Source organism: Nocardia sp. NBC_00565, from assembly GCF_036345915.1.
Classification (GTDB): domain Bacteria; phylum Actinomycetota; class Actinomycetes; order Mycobacteriales; family Mycobacteriaceae; genus Nocardia.
This window is the reverse complement of the sequence record NZ_CP107785.1, coordinates 1204832-1223392: the sequence shown is the minus strand read 5'-3', so window position 1 is coordinate 1223392 and position 18561 is coordinate 1204832. Positions and strand designations below refer to the sequence as shown.

19 protein-coding genes and 2 pseudogenes are annotated in these 18561 nt (G+C 63.9%); 12 read left to right on the top strand and 9 right to left on the bottom strand.

What is annotated here, in order from left to right:
• Positions 1 to 19: 19 nt before the first annotated feature.
• Positions 20 to 211, bottom strand: a complete 192-nt coding sequence (locus tag OG874_RS06035) for a ferredoxin (RefSeq protein ID WP_330254123.1) — start codon at positions 209 to 211, stop codon at positions 20 to 22.
• Positions 212 to 391: 180 nt separating this feature from the next.
• Here OG874_RS06035 and OG874_RS06030 point away from each other — a divergent pair, with 180 nt between their 5' ends.
• On the top strand, positions 392 to 976 hold the full coding sequence (locus OG874_RS06030; RefSeq protein WP_330254122.1) for a TetR/AcrR family transcriptional regulator: 585 nt from the start codon (positions 392 to 394) through the stop codon (positions 974 to 976).
• A gap of 73 nt (positions 977 to 1049) precedes the next feature.
• Positions 1050 to 1832, top strand: a complete 783-nt coding sequence (locus OG874_RS06025) for a FadR/GntR family transcriptional regulator (RefSeq protein ID WP_330254121.1) — start codon at positions 1050 to 1052, stop codon at positions 1830 to 1832.
• A 295-nt stretch (positions 1833 to 2127) separates the two neighbouring features.
• Here the strand turns inward: OG874_RS06025 and OG874_RS06020 are convergent, their stop codons facing one another.
• Both OG874_RS06020 and OG874_RS06015 read right to left on the bottom strand, forming a co-directional pair.
• Positions 2128 to 3135, bottom strand: coding sequence for a phosphotransferase family protein (locus tag OG874_RS06020; protein WP_330254120.1), 1008 nt, complete (start codon positions 3133 to 3135; stop codon positions 2128 to 2130).
• 11 nt (positions 3136 to 3146) lie between these two features.
• Positions 3147 to 4355 carry an acyl-CoA dehydrogenase family protein gene (locus tag OG874_RS06015; protein WP_330254119.1) on the bottom strand — a complete coding sequence of 403 codons (1209 nt, stop codon included), beginning with the start codon at positions 4353 to 4355 and terminating at the stop codon, positions 3147 to 3149.
• 132 nt (positions 4356 to 4487) lie between these two features.
• On the opposite strand from OG874_RS06015, the gene OG874_RS06010 reads away from it, so the two are divergent.
• The gene (locus OG874_RS06010) at positions 4488 to 5375 is read left to right on the top strand and encodes a TetR family transcriptional regulator (protein ID WP_330254118.1); all 888 of its coding nucleotides are present in this window, start codon (positions 4488 to 4490) and stop codon (positions 5373 to 5375) included.
• Between the two features lie 361 nt (positions 5376 to 5736).
• Here OG874_RS06010 and OG874_RS06005 read toward each other — a convergent pair whose 3' ends face one another.
• Both OG874_RS06005 and OG874_RS06000 read right to left on the bottom strand, forming a co-directional pair.
• A complete protein-coding gene (locus OG874_RS06005; protein WP_330254117.1) occupies positions 5737 to 6105 on the bottom strand; it encodes a TIGR02391 family protein in 369 nt (122 codons plus the stop codon).
• 5 nt (positions 6106 to 6110) lie between these two features.
• Entirely contained in the window at positions 6111 to 6581 is a 471-nt protein-coding gene (locus tag OG874_RS06000) for an isocitrate lyase/phosphoenolpyruvate mutase family protein (protein WP_330257198.1), read from the bottom strand.
• Between the two features lie 29 nt (positions 6582 to 6610).
• On the opposite strand from OG874_RS06000, the pseudogene OG874_RS05995 reads away from it, so the two are divergent.
• Positions 6611 to 6970, top strand: a pseudogene (locus OG874_RS05995) (TetR/AcrR family transcriptional regulator); the annotation flags it as partial.
• 70 nt (positions 6971 to 7040) lie between these two features.
• Here the strand turns inward: OG874_RS05995 and OG874_RS05990 are convergent.
• The 4 genes and pseudogenes from OG874_RS05990 to OG874_RS05975 all read right to left on the bottom strand — a co-directional run bounded on the left by OG874_RS05990 (position 7041) and on the right by OG874_RS05975 (position 10503).
• Entirely contained in the window at positions 7041 to 7952 is a 912-nt protein-coding gene (locus tag OG874_RS05990; RefSeq protein ID WP_330254116.1) for an alpha/beta hydrolase, read from the bottom strand.
• A gap of 109 nt (positions 7953 to 8061) precedes the next feature.
• Positions 8062 to 8178, bottom strand: a pseudogene (locus OG874_RS44640) (prenyltransferase); the annotation flags it as partial.
• A gap of 204 nt (positions 8179 to 8382) precedes the next feature.
• Positions 8383 to 9216 (bottom strand): SDR family oxidoreductase, encoded by an 834-nt coding sequence (locus OG874_RS05980; protein ID WP_330254115.1) that lies wholly within the window; start codon positions 9214 to 9216, stop codon positions 8383 to 8385.
• A gap of 66 nt (positions 9217 to 9282) precedes the next feature.
• Positions 9283 to 10503, bottom strand: a complete 1221-nt coding sequence (locus OG874_RS05975) for a cytochrome P450 (RefSeq protein ID WP_330254114.1) — start codon at positions 10501 to 10503, stop codon at positions 9283 to 9285.
• A gap of 795 nt (positions 10504 to 11298) precedes the next feature.
• Here OG874_RS05975 and OG874_RS05970 point away from each other — a divergent pair.
• The 8 genes from OG874_RS05970 (at position 11299) to OG874_RS05930 (ending at position 18360) form a co-directional block, all read left to right on the top strand.
• A complete protein-coding gene (locus OG874_RS05970) occupies positions 11299 to 11901 on the top strand; it encodes a TetR/AcrR family transcriptional regulator (protein WP_330254113.1) in 603 nt (200 codons plus the stop codon).
• Positions 11902 to 12007: 106 nt separating this feature from the next.
• The gene (locus OG874_RS05965) at positions 12008 to 12598 is read left to right on the top strand and encodes a hypothetical protein (RefSeq protein WP_330254112.1); all 591 of its coding nucleotides are present in this window, start codon (positions 12008 to 12010) and stop codon (positions 12596 to 12598) included.
• Between the two features lie 323 nt (positions 12599 to 12921).
• A complete protein-coding gene (locus tag OG874_RS05960) occupies positions 12922 to 13983 on the top strand; it encodes a CaiB/BaiF CoA transferase family protein (protein ID WP_442943297.1) in 1062 nt (353 codons plus the stop codon).
• A 195-nt stretch (positions 13984 to 14178) separates the two neighbouring features.
• Positions 14179 to 15468 carry an acyl-CoA dehydrogenase family protein gene (locus OG874_RS05955; RefSeq protein WP_330254111.1) on the top strand — a complete coding sequence of 430 codons (1290 nt, stop codon included), beginning with the start codon at positions 14179 to 14181 and terminating at the stop codon, positions 15466 to 15468.
• A complete protein-coding gene (locus tag OG874_RS05950) occupies positions 15465 to 16499 on the top strand; it encodes a phosphotransferase family protein (RefSeq protein ID WP_330254110.1) in 1035 nt (344 codons plus the stop codon). Before OG874_RS05955 ends, OG874_RS05950 begins: the two co-directional genes overlap by 4 nt.
• Positions 16500 to 16612: 113 nt before the next feature.
• The gene (locus OG874_RS05945; RefSeq protein ID WP_330254109.1) at positions 16613 to 17134 is read left to right on the top strand and encodes a nuclear transport factor 2 family protein; all 522 of its coding nucleotides are present in this window, start codon (positions 16613 to 16615) and stop codon (positions 17132 to 17134) included.
• A 283-nt stretch (positions 17135 to 17417) separates the two neighbouring features.
• Positions 17418 to 18197 (top strand): SDR family NAD(P)-dependent oxidoreductase, encoded by a 780-nt coding sequence (locus OG874_RS05935; protein ID WP_330254108.1) that lies wholly within the window; start codon positions 17418 to 17420, stop codon positions 18195 to 18197.
• A complete protein-coding gene (locus OG874_RS05930; RefSeq protein WP_330254107.1) occupies positions 18184 to 18360 on the top strand; it encodes an SDR family oxidoreductase in 177 nt (58 codons plus the stop codon). Before OG874_RS05935 ends, OG874_RS05930 begins: the two co-directional genes overlap by 14 nt.
• The last annotated feature ends 201 nt before the right edge of the window (positions 18361 to 18561 follow it).

The window sequence follows — 18561 nt, the reverse complement described above, 5'->3', positions numbered from 1 at the left end:
CAGACGACGCCGGAGCGCGTCAGCGGATGATCTCGACGGCTTGCTCCGGGCAAGTCGCGGCTGCCGCCTGTGCGGCTGCCGCGTGCTCGCCCGACACGAACTCGTCCGCGACCCGCGCGTATCCGTGTTCATCCAGATCGAACAGCTCGGGCGCCGTGGCGGCACACAATGCGTGGCCCTGACAGCGCTGGGGATCGACGTTGATCCGCACACTTCCTCCTTCACGAGCGATGTACGCGAATGCGCGTAGTGTGATCAGGGTAATACCGACGATTGTTGTCCGCAATAGATTGTCTAAACAAACTAGATCCAATGCCGAACCATACGAGAGGAGGCGCGTCACGTGACGAAGACGTCGCGGTCGGGGCCGGGCCGGCCCAGGGATCCCGAGATGGAAGAACGAGTTGTCCTGGCCGCATTGCAGGAGTACGGCCGTACCGGATGGAGCGGTTTCACCATGGACGCGGTCGCGCGCCGGGCCGGTGTCGGCAAATCGACTCTGTACCTTCGCTGGCCATCGAAGGAAGTTTTGATCCGCTACGCGATCGTGCAGCACTCTGAGCCGCTCACCCTCACCGATAACGGCTCGTTGCGCGAAGACATCATGGCGCTGGCCACCAGCCTGATGCGGTACTTCTTGGATCCCGCCGGGTGGGCATCGTTACGCATCACCATGGACGAGGCCGCCGAACACACCGATCTGGACAGGGTGCACGCGCATCTGATCGCAATGCACCGCGAGGCCGCCTCTACCCTGTTCCAGCGCGCGATCGAGCGCGGCGAACTCACCTCGGACGCGCCGATCCGGACGATCACGGAGGCTCTCTACGGCGCGGTGCTGATGCACATCCTCACACTCACCACGGACGAGCGCGCGGCGGCGGTCGAGCACATCGATGAGGATGTGGCACCGATCGTGGAACTTCTACTGGCAACCATCGCGGCTGCCGCATCCAGCACCACCGACGCGGTCTGATCCGCAGCTAGATGAGCTGTATTCGGTAGACTCCGGACATGGTTGCGATGTGCGGGACGGCATGGAGGTACGCGTGACGGCGGCGAACAGAATGGCCGCCGGCTCGGAGCGAAATCGGGTGCGCCCCAAGAAGGTACCCGAGATGATCGCCGACCGCGTACGGCAGATGATCGCGCGAGGCGAAGTCGGTGATGGCGAATGGCTGCCAACCGAACCCGAGCTCATGGAGACTTTCGGCGTCTCGCGACCGACCTTGCGCGAGGCGTTCCGCCTATTGGAGGCCGACTCGTTGATCACCATCCGGCGCGGCCCGCCGGGTGGCGCACGGGTGACGATTCCCGGTCCCGAAGCCGCCGCCTCACAGTTCGGGTTGCTGTTGACGTTGTCGCACACCAGCATTCAGGACATCTACGAAGCCCGGATGGTCATCGAGCCCGCGGCGGCACGCACCCTCGCCGAACGCGGCAGCGCCGCCGCCCGCAAGACACTCGCGGCCGAGGTGGAACGCCTGGCGGAGCTGGTCGACACACCCGAGCAGTTCGTCTCCGCGTCGGTGCAATTCCATTTGCGCCTGGTCGAACTCGCCGGCAACAGGACCTTGGCAACGGTAGTCGGGATGCTTACCGAGATCCTCACCCGTCATATGGCCAAGACGGTGCGGGAGAGTTCGCAGCAGCTTGCCGAACTGACCGCACACGATGAGCGCGCCGTGCGCGCCTACCAGAAATTGGTCACCCTCATCCAGGCCAAGGATGGCGAGGGCGCTGAGAAGTTCTGGATCAGGCATATGCGGGCGGCGCGGGAGTACGTGCTGAACGTCGACGACACAACACAGGTCGTCGATCTGCTGTACTGACCTCGACCGGTTGCCGAGTGCCGCGAGCGGTCCGCTGCCATCTGCGTAGTATGACCTGGGCTCCAAACTCCGGCGAATGTCGCAGTGGGGCTCCGGCGAGCGAACGCCACCATCGAGGACCTCGAGGTGGACAAGGCTCTTCGCGCAGCGCTCCATTGACAAGGCAGCGTCGTCTCAACGATATTATTCGGATGCACTTCCGGGGTTTCGTCGCAAAGTGCCGACGTCGTCAATCGGTCATGGAAGGAATCCGCCGTCTGCGCGGATGACGCTGCGGTTCCGGCGTCGTTGCCGGTCAGGTCCGGTCTTGTTTCAGCGCGCGTAGTCCCGCCGCGATGAATTCCGGTGTCGCCTCGGCCGCGCGCTCGGCCGCCGATCCGGCATCGGAGCCCTGCAGTGCTCGGTGGGTGATGCCTTCGCCGATGACGCCGAGTTTGAAATTGGCCAGTGCCAGATAGAAGCCCCAGTTCCCGAGGTCGCGCCCCGACACGGTGGCGTATGTCTGCGCGAGTGCGTCGGGCGTGGGCATCCGGGAGCTGGTCCATGCGGCATGCGTGCCCAGCACCAGATCGAATATCGGCGCCCGGTACACGCACATCAACGCGACATCGGTCAGCGGATCACCGAGGGTCGACAGTTCCCAGTCGACAACGGCTCGTACCCGGCTCGGGTCGGTCGCATCCAGGATGGTGTTGTCGATGCGGAAGTCACCGTGCACAATCGAGGCCGCCGACTGTTGCGGCACCGCCTCCGACAGCGCCGCGTGCAGGGCCGCCACATCGGGAAGCTCGCGGGTTTTCACCCGATCCCATTGCGACGCCCACAGATTCACCTGCCGCACGAGGAATCCTTCCGGACGCCCGAACTCCCCCAAACCGACCGCTCGCGGGTCCACCGCATGCAACTGTGCGAGGACGCGGACCAGTTCCCGGGTGCTTGCGCGAACTTGTTCGTCGGTGAACGCGGCAAGGTCGTCCTGATCGCGAATCACGGTCCCGTCGACGAATTCGACAACGGTCATCGGAGCGCCGAGTGCGGACCCGTCGGCATCGAACGCGACCGTCTTCGCAACCGGCACAGCGGATTCCTGCAGCGCGTCGGTGACTGTGAACTCGCGCGCCATATCGTGCGCCGAGGGCGTGAGCCCGGCGACGGGCGGGCGCCGCACCACCCACTTCGAAACATCGTCATAGGCGACGAAGGTCAGATTCGATCGGCCGCCACTGATCAACTCCACCCGCAATTCGCCGCGAACATCGACGCCCCGCTCCCGCAGGAACCGTTCCAGCGCAGCGGCATTCATGCCCGGCAGGTTCATCGGCTGTCCCGGAGGGAACGCTTGGCGGCACCGACCGCGCGTTTGGCGATTGCCCACCGGTGCACCTCGGAGGGCCCGTCATAGATGCGGAACGGACGCACTTCGCGTGACAGCCGCGCCAACGGCAGGTCACCGGAGACTCCGAGGCCCCCACACATCTGCATACTGCGGTCGATGATCCGGAAGATCGCCTCGGCGGCAAAGGTTTTCGCGATCGAGGTGGCGTTCGCGGCGGGTTCGCCGCGATCGAGTTCCCAGCAGGCACGAGTCAACAGTGCTCGGGTGGCGGCGATGTCGATCTCGTTGTCGGCCACCATCTTCTGGATCATGCCGAGGTCTCCGAGCGTCCCGCCGTAACCCTCCCGCTGCGCCACATGCGCCACGGCCACATCGTGCCCGCGCCGCGCGGCGCCGAGCCACCGCATCACATGCGTCATGCGGGCCGGCCCGAGACGCACCTGCGCATATTCGAAACCACGGTCGACCGCACCCAGCACCGCCGAATCCGGAATCAGCAGATCCTCGAAGAACACCTCGCAATGACCGCCGATCATCGAACGATCCAGGGTGTCCAGATGCCGTCCCACCCGAATCCCCGGACTGTCGGACGGAGCCAGGAACATCGTCGCACCGCCACGTTGGCCGGGTTCACCGGAGGTGCGGGCCATGATGATGAAAAAGCCCGCACCGTCGGCGCCGGTGATGAACCACTTGCAGCCGTTGATCCGCCAACCCCCGTCGGCGCGCACCGCACGGGTGGACAGCGCGGACGGATCCGACCCCGCCCCGGGCGCCGGTTCGGACATCGCGAACGCCGAACGCACCTCACCATGCGCGAGCGGCGCGAGGTACTGCTGTTTCTGCTCCGGGTTCGCGATGTGGGCGAGCATGTGCACGTTGCCCTCATCCGGTGCGGCGATATTCAGGGCCGTCGGGCCGAACAGGGAGTATCCCGCCTCCTCGAAGACAGGGGCCCGATCCGACATCCCCAGACCGTGCCCGCCGAACTCGACCGGCGCATGTGGTGCGAACAACCCGGCATCGCGTGCCGCCTGTTGCAGTTCGACCCGCAGCGCATCGCCGCCCGCCGCGGTGATGTCACCGTCGTGGGCGTCCTCGAGTGGCAAGACCCGCTCGCGGATGAAGGTTCGGGTGCGCTCGGCCAGAGTTTGCACCTCGGACGGATAGGACAACTCGATCGCCACTGGATCCACTCCTCGATCTCGTCGCCGAACGATCGCTCGACAATTACCTGCCAAGCAGACTGGCATGCCTCGATAATCGCTGTCAATTCCCGGTTTATCGTAAGTTGTCAGTGTTCAGCTATTCTGAACACCATGGAGAACACTGATCGCGGTCAGCAAGCTGCGGGCGCGCGGGTGCGGGAGGCCAGGACGACGCTCGGATTCTCTCTGCGCGAAACGGCGCAGCGAATCGGTGTCAGTCCTGCCACGCTCAGCGCGATCGAGAACGGGAAGACCGGCGTCTCCGTCTCACGACTGCGTGTCCTGGCCTCCGAACTCGGCACAACGATGGCTTGGCTGATCGGTGAACAGCCCACGAGCACAGTGCGCAGTCCCCGGCCGCGCGTCCGGCGCAATGTCGGCACCGATCCCGGCGACGATGCTCCGCACGCCTGGCGCGAGTTCCCGCCACTGGACATCGATCCCGTGCTCGCCGCCGCCATCGACTCCTTTGTCGAGACCGGATATCACGGCGCCACCATGCGTTCCATCGCCCACCGTGCCGGGATGAGCGTGCCCGGCGTCTATCACCACTACCGCGACAAACAGGACCTGCTCGTCCGCGCACTGGATATGACCATGTCCGACCTGAACTGGCGGGTACGTGCCGCGCGAGGCGAAACCACAACCGGCCGCGATCGCGTGACCCGCGTCGTCGAAGCCCTCGCCCTGTTCCATACCCATCGCCGCGAACTCGCCTTCATCGGCGCCAGCGAGATGCGCAGCCTCACCCCCGCCAACCGCGCCCGAATCACCGCATCCCGCAACGAGATTCAACACTTCCTCGACGAAGACATCGACGCCACGATCGCCGAGGAAGGTCTGCCGACAGACCACGCTCACGTCGCCGGACGTGCGATCGCGACCATGTGCACCGCACTGCCCCAATGGTTCCGGCTCGACGGACCCGCCACCCCCGAACAGATCGCCACCGAATACGCCGCCTTCGCGCTCGGTCTACTCGGTATTCGCCCGCGGTAGCGTCCGGTACTACTCATCGCGCTGCGCGGTCTTGACCTACAGGTCAAGCGTATTGCTCGAGCGTCAAGGGCTGAACCATCTGGCCGAAGTCCGGAAGCCCGTCGGGATGGGCGTCGGTGTCCGCTTCATCGGGCCGCCCCAGCGACATATCCTGCGAGGAGTCCCGCGGGTCCAGGGTGAGGTCCTAGTTGCGGGTGACGTACTCGCGCGCACAACGGCACCGGGCGCCGCCCGAGAACGGCGCCAGCCATCGTGATCAGGATCGAGACGACACCTAGTCCCCGCCCCTCCGGTTCATCACGAAATCAACTGCAACAGTTCTGCGTTCACGCAGTGCCGATAAGCACGCGATGCAGAACCCTCAGGGCAGCACGCGTGCCGCATCCAGCCGCCGATGCACCATCGACAGGGTCGTCATCACCTTGAGCAGTTCATCGTCGGTGACCGTCCGACTCAACCGTGGATCATGGGCAACCGGGTTGCGGAACATCCCCGCCAACCCCTTGATCAGGTTCGCCAACCCGGTCTGCTCGTCCCGATCGGTCTGCGTGGACAGGGCATTGATCGCCAACTTCGGGACCCCGGACTTTCCCAACGCCAGTGCCGCGTGGTAGGGACCACATGCGATCAGCCGTGACCGGATCGGGCGCCTGCTCGGTGTTCGCGCACCCACCACGCCGTTGCCGCCGCCGCGAAGGCCCTCGTACCAGTGGCGGGCCAAGCAGTTCACCGGACTCAGAGAAGACCCCACCGTCGTGCGTCATCGCGGGCTTTCTCGATGTCCAGGAAGGCATCGAACTCGGCCATTGATGGCAACGTGTCTGCCCAGTTCGTGGTCGAACCGGTCTGAGCGAGCCCGCTCAGCACGTTGCGGATGGCGTGTTCGGCGGCGAAGTGGGTGGCCGCGTAGTAGATAACCGCGTCTGCGCCCTTGTCGCCGAGGGCCTGGGCGGGCTGTCCGGGCTCGTCGAGCGCGAAAACGGGGACATGGACTTCTGTGCGCAGGAAGCTCCATCCGTCGCCGTCCAGGATCGCGGCCACGAGCACCGCGTCCGCGCCGGCGTCCTGGAATGCGACGGCGCGAGCCAGCGCCTCTTCCTGACCGAGTGAGCCCCCCGCGTCGGTTCTGCCGATCACCATGAAGTCGTCGGAGGTCTTCGCGTCCACCGCAGCCTTGATCTTGTCGACAGCCACAGTCCGCGGCACTACTCGCGGAGAAGCGGTGATGTGTTTGCCGAAGTCGTGTCGCCGCAATCATCGACACCCTCTACGAAGGTCTCACTTCCGCCGACTCCCGAGCCATCGAGAACCTCCGCGCGGCCCTGCCACGCGATCACGCCGAACTCGAACAGCTCTACCCACGCACCGCCGCCGAACTCTCCTCCTGGGGACAAGGCTGGCTCGAGACCTGTCAACACGCATTCGCGGACATCGGCGTCGACCCCGACCGCGTGACAGAAATCGCCCAGCTGATTCCAGGCGCCATGCGCGGCATCGCCTCCGAACGCCAGCTCGGCACCTACGCCGACCTCGACAAAGCGCGGCGAGGACTGACAGAGATCGCCGCCTACCTCGAGGAATCCCGCCCGCGCTGAGCTGCCGTCCGTGAGGTGAAATCCGGTGCCGAAGCCGTCGGTACCCGAGCCCACAACCAGAGTCAGTGGATTAGATATCGGGTATGGCGAATGCTGTTCGCAGACTGTCACATTGGCTTGCGAAGAAGGACCGGGAGACCGGTGCCGAAGGCGCGATCAGGTCGAAGGCGTGGAAGGCGCCGTCGACAACCTGAACCGTGCATCCGACGCCGGCACTGCGTAGTCGTTCGGCATAGGCTAGGTCCTCGCCATGAAACAGGTCGTAACTGCCGACGCCGATCCAGGCGGGAGCGGTACCGGTCAGATCGGCACATCGCGCGGGAACCGCGACCTCGGGGTCTGCGTTACCGAGGTAGGACGCCCAGCCCCACAGATTGCTGCGCACATTCCACAGCCGGTAGTAGTCGGCAACTTCGGCGGCGGCCACTGTGCGGTCGTCAAGCATCGGATACGTCAGCAGTTGCAGTATCGGGGTGATCGGCCCCCGGTCACGGACCAACAGCGCCAATGCCGCCGCCAACCCGCCACCTGCGCTACCGCCACCAATCGCCACCCGCGTGGAATCGACCCCGGGCTGATCGGCCAGCCACCTCAGCGCGCTGTAACAATCCTCCAACGGCTCGGGGTAAGGATGCTCGGGCGCGAGCCGATAGTCGACCGCCGCCACGACGATCCCGAGCTTGTGCGCGAACCGCCTGCACAACCGGTCGTCCTGTTGCGCGCAACCCATCACATATCCCCCACCGTGAATCCACAGCAGTGCGGGTGTGCGAGTCGCCGCAACCGAAGGTCGATGCACCCGCACACGTACCCCGGACCCGAGCGACACCACCTCTACTCCGCGGGGACGCCGAAGACCCGGCAACCCCTGCAGGGCCCGGAGTATCGGCACGGTCCTGGCCGACACAAGCTGCTGCGGCAGGAAACGTGCGTGCCTGCGCAAATCGGGATGGAATCCTTCGTCGGACGTATTCGGACCCATGGGCGATCCAACCACCTAACTGCTTGTCGGGGCTCGAGATTCGGGAACGGGCCGACCTGCATGTTGCCGCAAGAGCCTGGCTGACAGGGAAGCAAGCTACGGGGCACACCGGCGGACCTGCTCCGCGAAATATGCCGTTCCCGGCGGTAACTCGTGTCAGCGCATCCGCGGCCAGAATCGCCGCGGCCCCAGTCCAGGTGGTCCGCTCCTTGGGGCCACTGCTTCCCGAAGTCGCTCCACCGCTGTTAAATTCGTGCGCTGCCCGCCGATCTTTGAAAGGCATCGCCCAGGATGGGCAATACCAGTCCATCGAGTAGCGGTGTTCTCGACAGGCGTTTTCGGGGTGCTGTCACCCACTGAACCTCTCCAGTCTTCATGCCAGCCCGCGAGCGTTGTCGAGTCGCAGACGTGCGGAGTCGGGTCAGGCAGATCATTGACCGGTGTTCCAGCGTTGTGACGCGATGGCTCCACCGTCGACGAGTATGTCGTTGCCGGTGATGAAAGATGACTCCGGACCAGTGAGAAACGCAGCGGCGGCGGCGATGTCATCGGACGTGCCTATCCGGCGTGCACCGGACAGATCGATCATGGACTGGATGTAAGCGCCGGTCGGACCGGTGAGTTCGGCGAGCCCCATCGGTGTGGAGGTCACGCCGGGGCTGATGGTGTTCACCCGCGCGCCTTTGGCCCCCCAGTCGTGCGCCGCGGCTTGCACACGCAATTGGTTGCCGCGTTTGGCGACGATATAGGCATCGGCAGCGTTCGACGAATCGAGGTCGATCTCCTTGTGGTTCAACAGCTGATCGGTGGCCGCGACAGCAAGATGTCTCTCGAGGTCGGAAGAGAGGGACGCAAGATGTCCGGCCATGCTGGCTACTGCCACGAGCGAGGTGCCTGGGGACGCGACGGCAAGGAAGGCGTCGATCACGTGAGCGGTGCCGAGAAGGTCTATCTCGTAGATCTGCCGGGCCGTGGCCATGGTGGGGGAAACACCTGCCGTGTGAACGACAGCGTCGATACGACCGAGGATGTCGGCCGCGGCCGCGAGCTTCACGACTGAATCCCGATCCGAGATGTCCACGGCGCAGCCCTCGGCGGCATGGCCTTCGCCGCGACACGCGCCCACAGCGGCTTCCAGGCTTGCCTCGGAATAGTCGGCCAGCAATAGTCGTCGCCCCCCGGCTAGTCGACGCGCGACCGCGAGCCCCATGCCACCGGTACCGATGACGACCACAACGCTGCGTGATACTTCCTGGTAGTTCATGAGCACTTCCCTGTCATATCGATTCTCATCGGGCGAAAACCTTCGACAACACGCTCGTTCCGCATTTCAACGGACGTGCAGACGTACAGGGAGTTCCAGGTGGCGTCGCACGAGAAGGCTGGTCACCCAGCTCGGCCGGTGTTGTGGTTCCAGAGTGATGTTTGTGGTGCGTTGCAGCAGGATCGTGAGAACTATGCGGGCCTCGAGCCGGGCCAGCGGCGCACCGACACAGGTGTGAATGCCGCGGCCGAATGCCACGTGGCGTCGCGGGACGCGGCGGCCGAGATCGATCTCATCGGGGCGCTCGAATTCGGCTGCGTCGCGGTTGGCGGCGCCCCACAGCAACAGAACTGTGGAATCGGCCGGGATTTCGACGGACCCGAGTGTGGTGTCCTCGGGCACCGAGCGCATGAGATAGCGAAACGGAGACTCCAGACGGAGCGCCTCTTCTGCGAAAGTCGGGATCTGGCCGGGGTTTTGCCGGAGGTGCTCTTGTAGCTCGGGATTATCGGCCAGGATGCGCACCGCGTTGCCCAGCAGGCTCGTCGTGGTCTCCCCGCCGGCGCTCAACAAGGTCGTAAGGATGGTCATGCCCTCGTGTTCGCTCACCACATCGTCGTTCACGCTGCGGGCGACAGCTCCCAGCAGGTCCTCGCCTGGGTCTTTCCGTGCCGCACACAACTGATCGGCGATCCATGCTCGTACCGAGTCGCCGCTGGTAGCGATTTCGATGAGCTCGTCGAAGCTCAGCGTCGATCCCAGCATTCTCGTTCCGTTGACCGCTGAGTTCCACAGTTCGTCGAGGTTGCTGTCGCGGAAGCCGATGAGGCGGCTGATCATGGTCATCGGCACGATGTTGCCGATGACGGTCATGAATTCGACGGTCCCGACCTTCAGCGCCGCGGTGACGAGTTCGTCGGCAAGCTCGACGATGTCGGGTTCGAGTTCGTTCATCCGCTTGGCCACCAGCTCGGGAAAAACCGCACCGCGGTGGATGGCGTGCAACGGTGGATCGGCAGTGGCCAGCGCCTGCCCGCCGGCGTCACCGAAGTGGAATCGGGCGGGCAGGCCCGCGTCATCGCGGTACAGAAGGTTCTTCATGTTCGACGAGAAGGCGTCGACACGACCGACCGCTTCGGCAACCAGCTCGAAGGTGCTGACGGTGAAGACCCCGGCACCGGGGACTTGCCACACGGGCGCCTCGGCGTGCAACCGACGGTAAAAGGGATACGGGTCATCGATGACCTGCGGATCGAGCAGCATTGTGCCGGGAATCTGGTGAGTCATCCGATTTCCTTACCTTGGGAATCCGCGCGCGGCGCGCCGATCATCGCGAGAGCGACTACCGCAGGTTCAGTACCGCTATTGCCCCCGTCACGATGCGGCGTACTTTCATAGATTTCCTTCCATTGGTGCGAGCCCTCCCGACGCCGCTTGGCTCGAATGTCGAGCACGGTGGGCGCCGCGTTGGTGAATGCCCGCTAGCGCGCCCTCCCCCACGTCACACTCGGCGACTTCGAACATCTCGCCCGGGCCGGTAAGGCGGCGGACCACCTCGGGAGTGGGTCCTGTGAACTCGGAGTGGCTCGTCGGGTCCGACATGTTCGCACCGATGGTCCTCATGGATTGAACTCCTTCACGGTGTGCGCCGGAGAGACGCGGCCCATGGCCGGAAGCACCGAACTCGTGGCGGGATCTGGGCGCAGGCATGGGCGTCGGTTCGTCAGCGACTGATCGCCACGGTAAAACTACATAGTTTTTCTATCACGGAGGTGGCTGGGGTCACAAGACCCTCCCCGGATGCCTGACCACCTCGGAGACCAGCTCCCACGAGGTCGCCGGATACAACGAGGAATCACCCAACCGGTGGACCGAGGCCGATTCTCGAAGCTCCGAGAGATGCGAATGCGGATTGTCGAGATCATGCATGTGAACAGGGTTGATGCGCCCCGAGTTGCGCGCAAGAGGTCCACCCGAAGTCGACATTCGCACTCGCCACAGCCGCTGCCGGTTTGTCTCACATCGACGCCGCGACCTCCTCGAACAGTTGAAACACATTGCCAGGCTGTCTCATAGTGAGATATGCCCCATGATTGGCTCGTCGGCCCCAGCCGCTCCGACAGCGCTCGTGAACGCCTCTACGGGGTCGCTGGTGAGCTGATCGCCGAACGCGGTGTCGATCGCTTCGACATCAACGAACTCGCGGCCCGAGCGCACTGTTCACGCGCCACGATCTACCGGCACACGGGCGGCAAGAAGCAACTCGTGGAGGCGGTGTTCCTTCGTGTCTCCACCCGAATCACCGACGCCATTCGCCGCGCCGTGGCCGACTCCACCGGATCCGAACGCGCACGCACGGCTTTCACTGTGGCCCTACGCGAGATCCGGGCCGATCCGATCGCCCGCCAGTTCCCACAATCGCGGAGCGTGATCGACGGCGCGCAAATCGCAGTGCGATCACCCGCTGTGTCGACAATCGCCGCCGATCTTCTCGGCCTGGACCCTGCGGACACTATCCACACGGCGCTGGTCATCCGATCGTTCCTGGCCCTGTTGGTCTGGCCGCCCGCGGACCGCGCAGATGAACCGCACCTGATCGACACACTCGCCACCGGATTGCTTCTAACGAAGGAGCACGACGCGAGACCGCACATAACCGGGCGTAACTCACCGGCGAGGCAGTGAGCCATTCCGCTGTCCCGACGCTCGGATGCTCCATTCGAGTGGTTCAGCGAATCAGCAGCAGCCGTTCGGTTAGAACAACGCCGTCACCGTAAGGTATCCTCGGCCGGTGGCCAAGCCGCTGATTCCAGTCGAGACGATCTATTCGCACGCCTTGGAGCTGCTCGATGCCGAGGGGCAACAGGCACTCAACGCGCGCCGAGTCGCTGCCGACCTGAAATGCTCCACACGCACGCTCTACCAGCAGGTAGGCAACCGAGAACAGCTGATCCGCGCACTGGTCGCGCGCCACTTCTCCCAGCTGAAGCTGGAGTTCCACGAAGCCGACACCTGGGAAGCAACAGCCTGGCGGTGGTGTCACGCGCTGCATGAGGCGCTGCTGGCGCATCCATATTTGACCGAGCTGATGACCTTCGACGACCGAGGCGCCGTCGCCTCCTATGTCAATGGGCTACTGAGGTCGCTCATGCAATCGGGCATCGACCGCCGACTCGCCACAGAATGTTGCCGCGCGTTGGCCAACACCACGATCAACCACGCGATCACCGAGGTGCAGGCACTGCGACAGCCGCCAGATGCCCACGAAAGCACTTCGGGCACACAGACAGCCACTGAATCGTTTCGCCGCACGATTCAGTGGATCGTCGCGGGCGTCCGCCAGGAGGCGCTGACGGCATCGAGCGACGGTCCGCACCGCTAGAACCTGGACCGGTTCCGTGCGCGGGGTTCGCTGGCATCGCAATGAGGCCATACCGCGTGTCGGCAGGCACTTCACCATGATGACGCTTGCTCCTTTAGAAAAATTGTGTTTTCTTAATATCGGCACATCGATCCGAACCGGAATGGCGCGTCGCCGATCCGGTCCCGAACAAACGGCTGGCCGATCGCGTCCCGTTCGGCGGCGTTCATGTTCCCGGGTACCGCAGCGGCAGGAGTCCCCGACCGCTCGCCGCCGTCCGGCAGGTTCATTCCGGCGCAATCGATAAAGGGGTAAATGTGGTGAAGAATGGTCCTCTCGCTGGCGTGAGGGTACTTGAGTTCGCAGGTCTGGGTCCCGGCCCGCACGCTGCCATGATCCTTGCGGATCTGGGTGCCGATGTCGTGCGAATCCAGCGGGCCGGCGGGCTGCCGCTGGCGGGGCATGCCGCCGATGGGATGCTTCGCGGGCGCCCGGTGGTGGAGGCCGACCTGAAAAACCCCGACGACCAGGCAGCCCTCATGAGACTCATCGAACGCGCCGATGTGCTTATCGAAGGTTTTCGTCCCGGCGTGATGGAACGCTTGGGGCTCGGCCCCGACACGCTCGAGCCGATCAACCCCGGGCTGATCTATGCACGGATGACGGGGTGGGGGCAGAGCGGGCCGCGGGCCGCACGAGCCGGCCACGATATCAACTACTTGTCCGTCACCGGTTTCCTCCATGCGATCGGGCATCGAAACGACCGGCCGGTCCCCCCGCTTAATCTGTTGGGCGACTTCGGGGGCGGATCGATGTTCCTCGTTCTAGGCGTCCTCGCCGCCATCATCGAACGCCGGACATCGGGTCGGGGCCAAGTCGTCGATGCCGCCATCGTGGATGGCGTTTCCGTCCTGGGGCAGATGATTTGGGCTTTTCGGGGACTCGGCTTGTGGAACGACGAGCGCGGCACCAATGCGCTCGACACCGGCGCACCGTACTACGACACCTATGAAACCGCGGATGGCAAGTACATCGCGGTGGGTGCCGTCGAGCCGCAGTTCTACGCGCAGCTGCTCGCCGGTCTGCAATTGTCCGATCCCAACCTGCCCGATCGCGACGACGCCTCGCAGTGGGAATCATTGCGGACGATATTCACGAAGGTCTTCAGGACCCGCACCCGCGATGAGTGGGCAGCCACATTCGAGAACACGGACTCCTGCGTAACGCCGGTTTTGACATTCGCCGAGGCCGTAGCGGATCCACACATCGCCGCTCGGGGCACTCTGCTCACTGTCGACAATGTCGTACAACCCGCGGTCGCGCCGCGCTTCTCACGGACGGTGCCCCGCACACCGGACGCGCCGGTCCACAGTGCCAGCAACCCCAACGACCTATGGATGACCTGACCACCAGCGCCCCGGACTCGGTAGATGCCGGTGGGTGGCGACGGACCCTACCGTGACGCACGACGCGGGCCCACACGCATCCAACGGCACCAGCGACCACCTCTATGTCGATCTTGCTTCACCGGCGCTCCAACGCTAATCTTTTTTTTAGAAAACCATGTTGTTTTAACTACTACCGAAGGGAGGCTCGCACTCATGGCGTGGGACTTCTCCGACGACACCGAATTTCGGTCCACTCTCAGCTGGATTCGCGAGTTCGTAGACCACGAACTCATACCGCTCGAGCCGTTGGCCGACGAAGTCGGTGAGACTGCATGGCAACAGATCCTCGAGCCGTTGAAGCAACGTGTCCGCGACCGCGGGCTATGGGCGTGTCATCTAGAGAAAGCGCTGGGCGGTCACGGATTCGGCCAGTTGCGCCTGGCCCAAATGAACCTCATCACCGGCCGGTGCCCGTTCGGACAGGAAGTGTTCGGCAATATGGCGCCGGACTCGGGCAACGCGGAACTGCTCGCCGGTGGCGCGACCGACAGTCAGAAGGAACGTTGGTTGTGGCCGAACCTTCGCGGCGAGATCCGCAGCGCCTTTGCGATCACCGAACCGTGGGTGGCCGGGACAGACCCCACGCAGATCGAATCAACCGCGGAACGCGACGGCGACGAGTGGGTCCTCAACGGCCGCAAGTGGATGATCACCAACGCCTCCAGCGCCGACTTCATCATCTTCATGGTGGTGACCGATCCGTCGGCGCCGCCTCATCAACGATGCTCGATGTTCGTCGTGGAGCGCGGCACTCCCGGAATGGACATCTTCCGTGACATCCCTTCCATGCACAGTCCGTCCGTCGAATACGGCCGCCGCGGCAACCATTCCGAGATCGCCCTGAACAACGTTCGCATCCCCGCCGAGAACCTCATCGGCGAGCTCGGAGGAGGCTTCGTCCTGTCCCAGGTCCGGCTGGGTCCAGGGCGGCTTCACCACGCAACCCGGTGGCTGGGAGAAGCCGAACGAGCCTTCGACATGCTGTGTGAACGCACCGTATCGCGGACCTCGTTCGGCAAAACCTATTCGCGACATCAGATGATTCAGGAGTATGTCGCCGACTCCCGAATCGAGATCGACGCCGCGAAGCTGTTGACGCTACGGGCGGCCTGGAAATTCGACCAAGAGGGCGGCCGGGCGGCCCGCAGCGAGATCGCCATGGTGAAGGTCTACAACGCCAAAGTTGTCTTCGATGTCGTCGACCGGGCGCTGCAAGTACATGGATCTCTCGGCTACAGCTCGGATCTACCGCTGGAGTCGATGTTCCGCATCGCCCGTATGGCCTCGTTGGTCGACGGTGCGAACGAGGTACACAAGGTCACCATCGCGCGATCCGAACTCCAGCGCTACCAGGCGGTAGAAGGCTGGCCATCCGAACACATCCCAACCCGCCGAGACCTGGCACGCCAACGATTCGGTCACCTTCTCGAGGCGATGGCATGAGTAAGGCAGTCACAGAGCTGGACTTCGACCTGGCCACCTTCGGCGACTGGCTCACCGAGCAAACCGGCCAGCCGGGCGATCTGCAGATCAGCCCGATGAGGGGCGGCGGATCATGTGAGTTGTTCAAGATGACCCGGCACGGGCGCGATTGGGTCATCAGGCGCGCCCCTTCCGATGCGGTGTCGGAAACAGCGCACGATGTTGTTCGCGAGTACAAGATCTACGATGCCCTCCAACACAGCGACGTGCCGGTACCCGAATTGCTGGCTGTCAGCGCCGACCCCGCCATCATCGGCTGCCCCTTCTTCGTCATGGAGTTCATCGACGGAACTACCATCCGAAAGACGCTGCCCGACAGCTATATTCATGCTCCGGCGCAGCAACGCCGAGTAGGCGAACAACTCATCGACACACTGGCCGCTCTGCACAATTTCGAGTGGAAAGACAGCACGCTACTCGAGTTGGCTAATCCACACCGGTTCCTCGATCGACAGGTGGACCGCTGGTTGCGGCAACTGGCAACCTATCGAGTTCGCGACCTGCCCGGTGTCGATGAGGTCGCCGACTGGCTGCAGCGGCACCTGCCCCGAAACCATGACCTCGCAGTGATGCACGGCGACTACAAGCTCGACAATGTGTTGTTCAGCAACCAGGTCCCGCCGACCATCCTGAGTGTGCTGGACTTCGAAATGACCACAATCGGAGACCCCCTCATCGATCTTGCCTGGGCCATGATCTTCTGGCCCGAGGAGGGCAACACACTGGCCTTCGTACCCCCGGGCCAACCCGGCGGCATGGACCACAACTATTGCCAGACCCCGTTGCAACTCGTTTCTCGATATGCGGACAGAACCTCTCGCGACTTGTCGAATCTCGACTGGTACAAGGCGTTCAGCGCCTGGAAGCTCGCAATCGTCCTCGAAGCCTCCTATGCCAAGCATCTGAGCGGGCGATCGAAGAACCCCATGCACGAATACTTCGGGACCGTCGTCGATCAACTCCTGATCAGGGCCCATAAGTACGCGTCATAACGACCGAATGCGTCTACCCTGCCGTGGTTCCGGTAGAGCGGATACCACGGCCATCGCTCGACAGCGCGTAGAGCGCATCCGGCCCCGCCCGTGGGACGAAAGAGGAGGAACGTATGCCGAGGTTTCCGGTCGAGGAGCTACGGGAGGCATACCAGAGGTTCGCAGAGGTCTCAGACCGATGTGCCGAGACTGCGGACTACCGGCCGTTCGCCGAGTTGTTCACCGAGGACTGCGTCTACGTCGAACACTGCTTCGGCGAGATGCGCGGTCGCGACGCGGTCCGTGACTGGATCGTGCCTCTCATGCAGAGCTTCCCCAACAACCGCATGGTGCGATACACCCACGATTGGGTCTTCTTCGACGACAAGAACGCTCGAGTCGTCTTTTCGGCCCGCACCCATATGTCCGATCCAGGCGATGGCAAGTCCTACTCGTCAACGAACTGGACTCTGCTGGACTACGCGGGCGACGGACTCTTCTCGCGTGAAGAAGACATCTACAACCCAGCGAACTTCGCCACCGTCATCCAGCAATGGCTGGAAGCAGATAAACACTTCCGATCGACTGCACGCCCGGGCGGGGCCGCCGTGGCCGATGATGCGCCATGTCACTTCGAACGCGACTCCGGACATTAGGAACAGCTCGTGGAACTTCGCGATGCCCTGCGGACCACCGGTGCGGTCAGAGAATTCACCGACGAGCCGATCACCGGAAACCCACGCTGTCGCGGCATTGCTCGCGCTCGGCCATCCGGTCAAGCAGCCGACCCGCCTGCGCCGCGCATCCGTCGAAGAGTTCACCACCCTCGATCGCTTCGACGGATCTCGCATCTCGCTCCAAGGCACGCACAACCCGCAACAAACAACACACTGTTCCAGGTCGTCAACGACCTACTAGGCCCCACCCGGAGGTTCGCAAATGAGCTACACCCCAACCCAGGACCCGCTGTTGGACATCGCAGGCAAAGTTGTGCTCATCACGGGTGGTAGCAGAGGGCTGGGACGCGCCATGTCACTGCACTTCGCCGAACGCGGAGCGCGCGTCGTGGTGTCCAGCCGCAAATACGATGCCTGCCACGCACTCGTTCAACAGATCAACGCCAGCGGCGGCGAATCGTTCGCACGGGCCTGTCATATCGGCGACTGGCACGAGCTGGACGGACTGATCAACGATGTCGTCGCACACTACGGGCGGCTGGATGTACTGATCAACAACGCCGGCATGTCACCGAGCGCGCCGTCGTTGCTCGAGACCTCGGAGACACTTGTCGACAAGATAATCGACGTCAATTTCAAAGGGCCACTTCGCCTCACCGCCCTGGCCGCCACAGCGATGAGCGCGACCGGCGGCGGATCGATCATCAACATCAGCTCGCTGGCGTCAGTGCGCCCCACGCCGATAGCCACTGCCTACAGTGCCGCCAAGGCCGGGCTCAACGCGCTGACACGGGCATCGGCACAGGAATACGCCGCGGTCGGTGTGCGGATCAATGCGATCATCTGCGGCACCTTCGACACCGACGCGGCCGCGGGTTTCGTACGCAATCCCGACCTCCTGCCCACGGTGGTCGCACCGATCGCCATGCATCGTGTCGGAATGCCGCACGAAGTGGTCGGCGCCGCACTCTATCTGGCATCGGCAGCATCCTCCTATACGACCGGATCGTTCATCACCATCGACGGAGGTGTCGCACCGTGAGGCTGACCGACCGGCCTTCGCCCGCCGCCGAATACCCGCGGGCCGCTACGGCCGCCCGGAGGAAATCGCCTACATCATCGGGACCCTGACCGCCGTCGATGCCTCCTTCATCAATGGCGCGGTGATCCCGGTCGACGGTGGCATGACGGCCCAAACACGTTGACCTCCACGGGGTGCAAGCAACTGGCCGATCGTCTCCGTTCCGCCGGCCATTCCGACCTCGCAATCACCCTCGGCCGCCACCACGCGACAGCAAGATGTCCGGCCATGCTGGCTACTGCCGAGGTCGAGGGTATCGAAGCCAGGCGGCTGGACAGAAGACCCAGTCGCTACCGTGGGCTGCGATGTCCCGCCGGAGTTGACA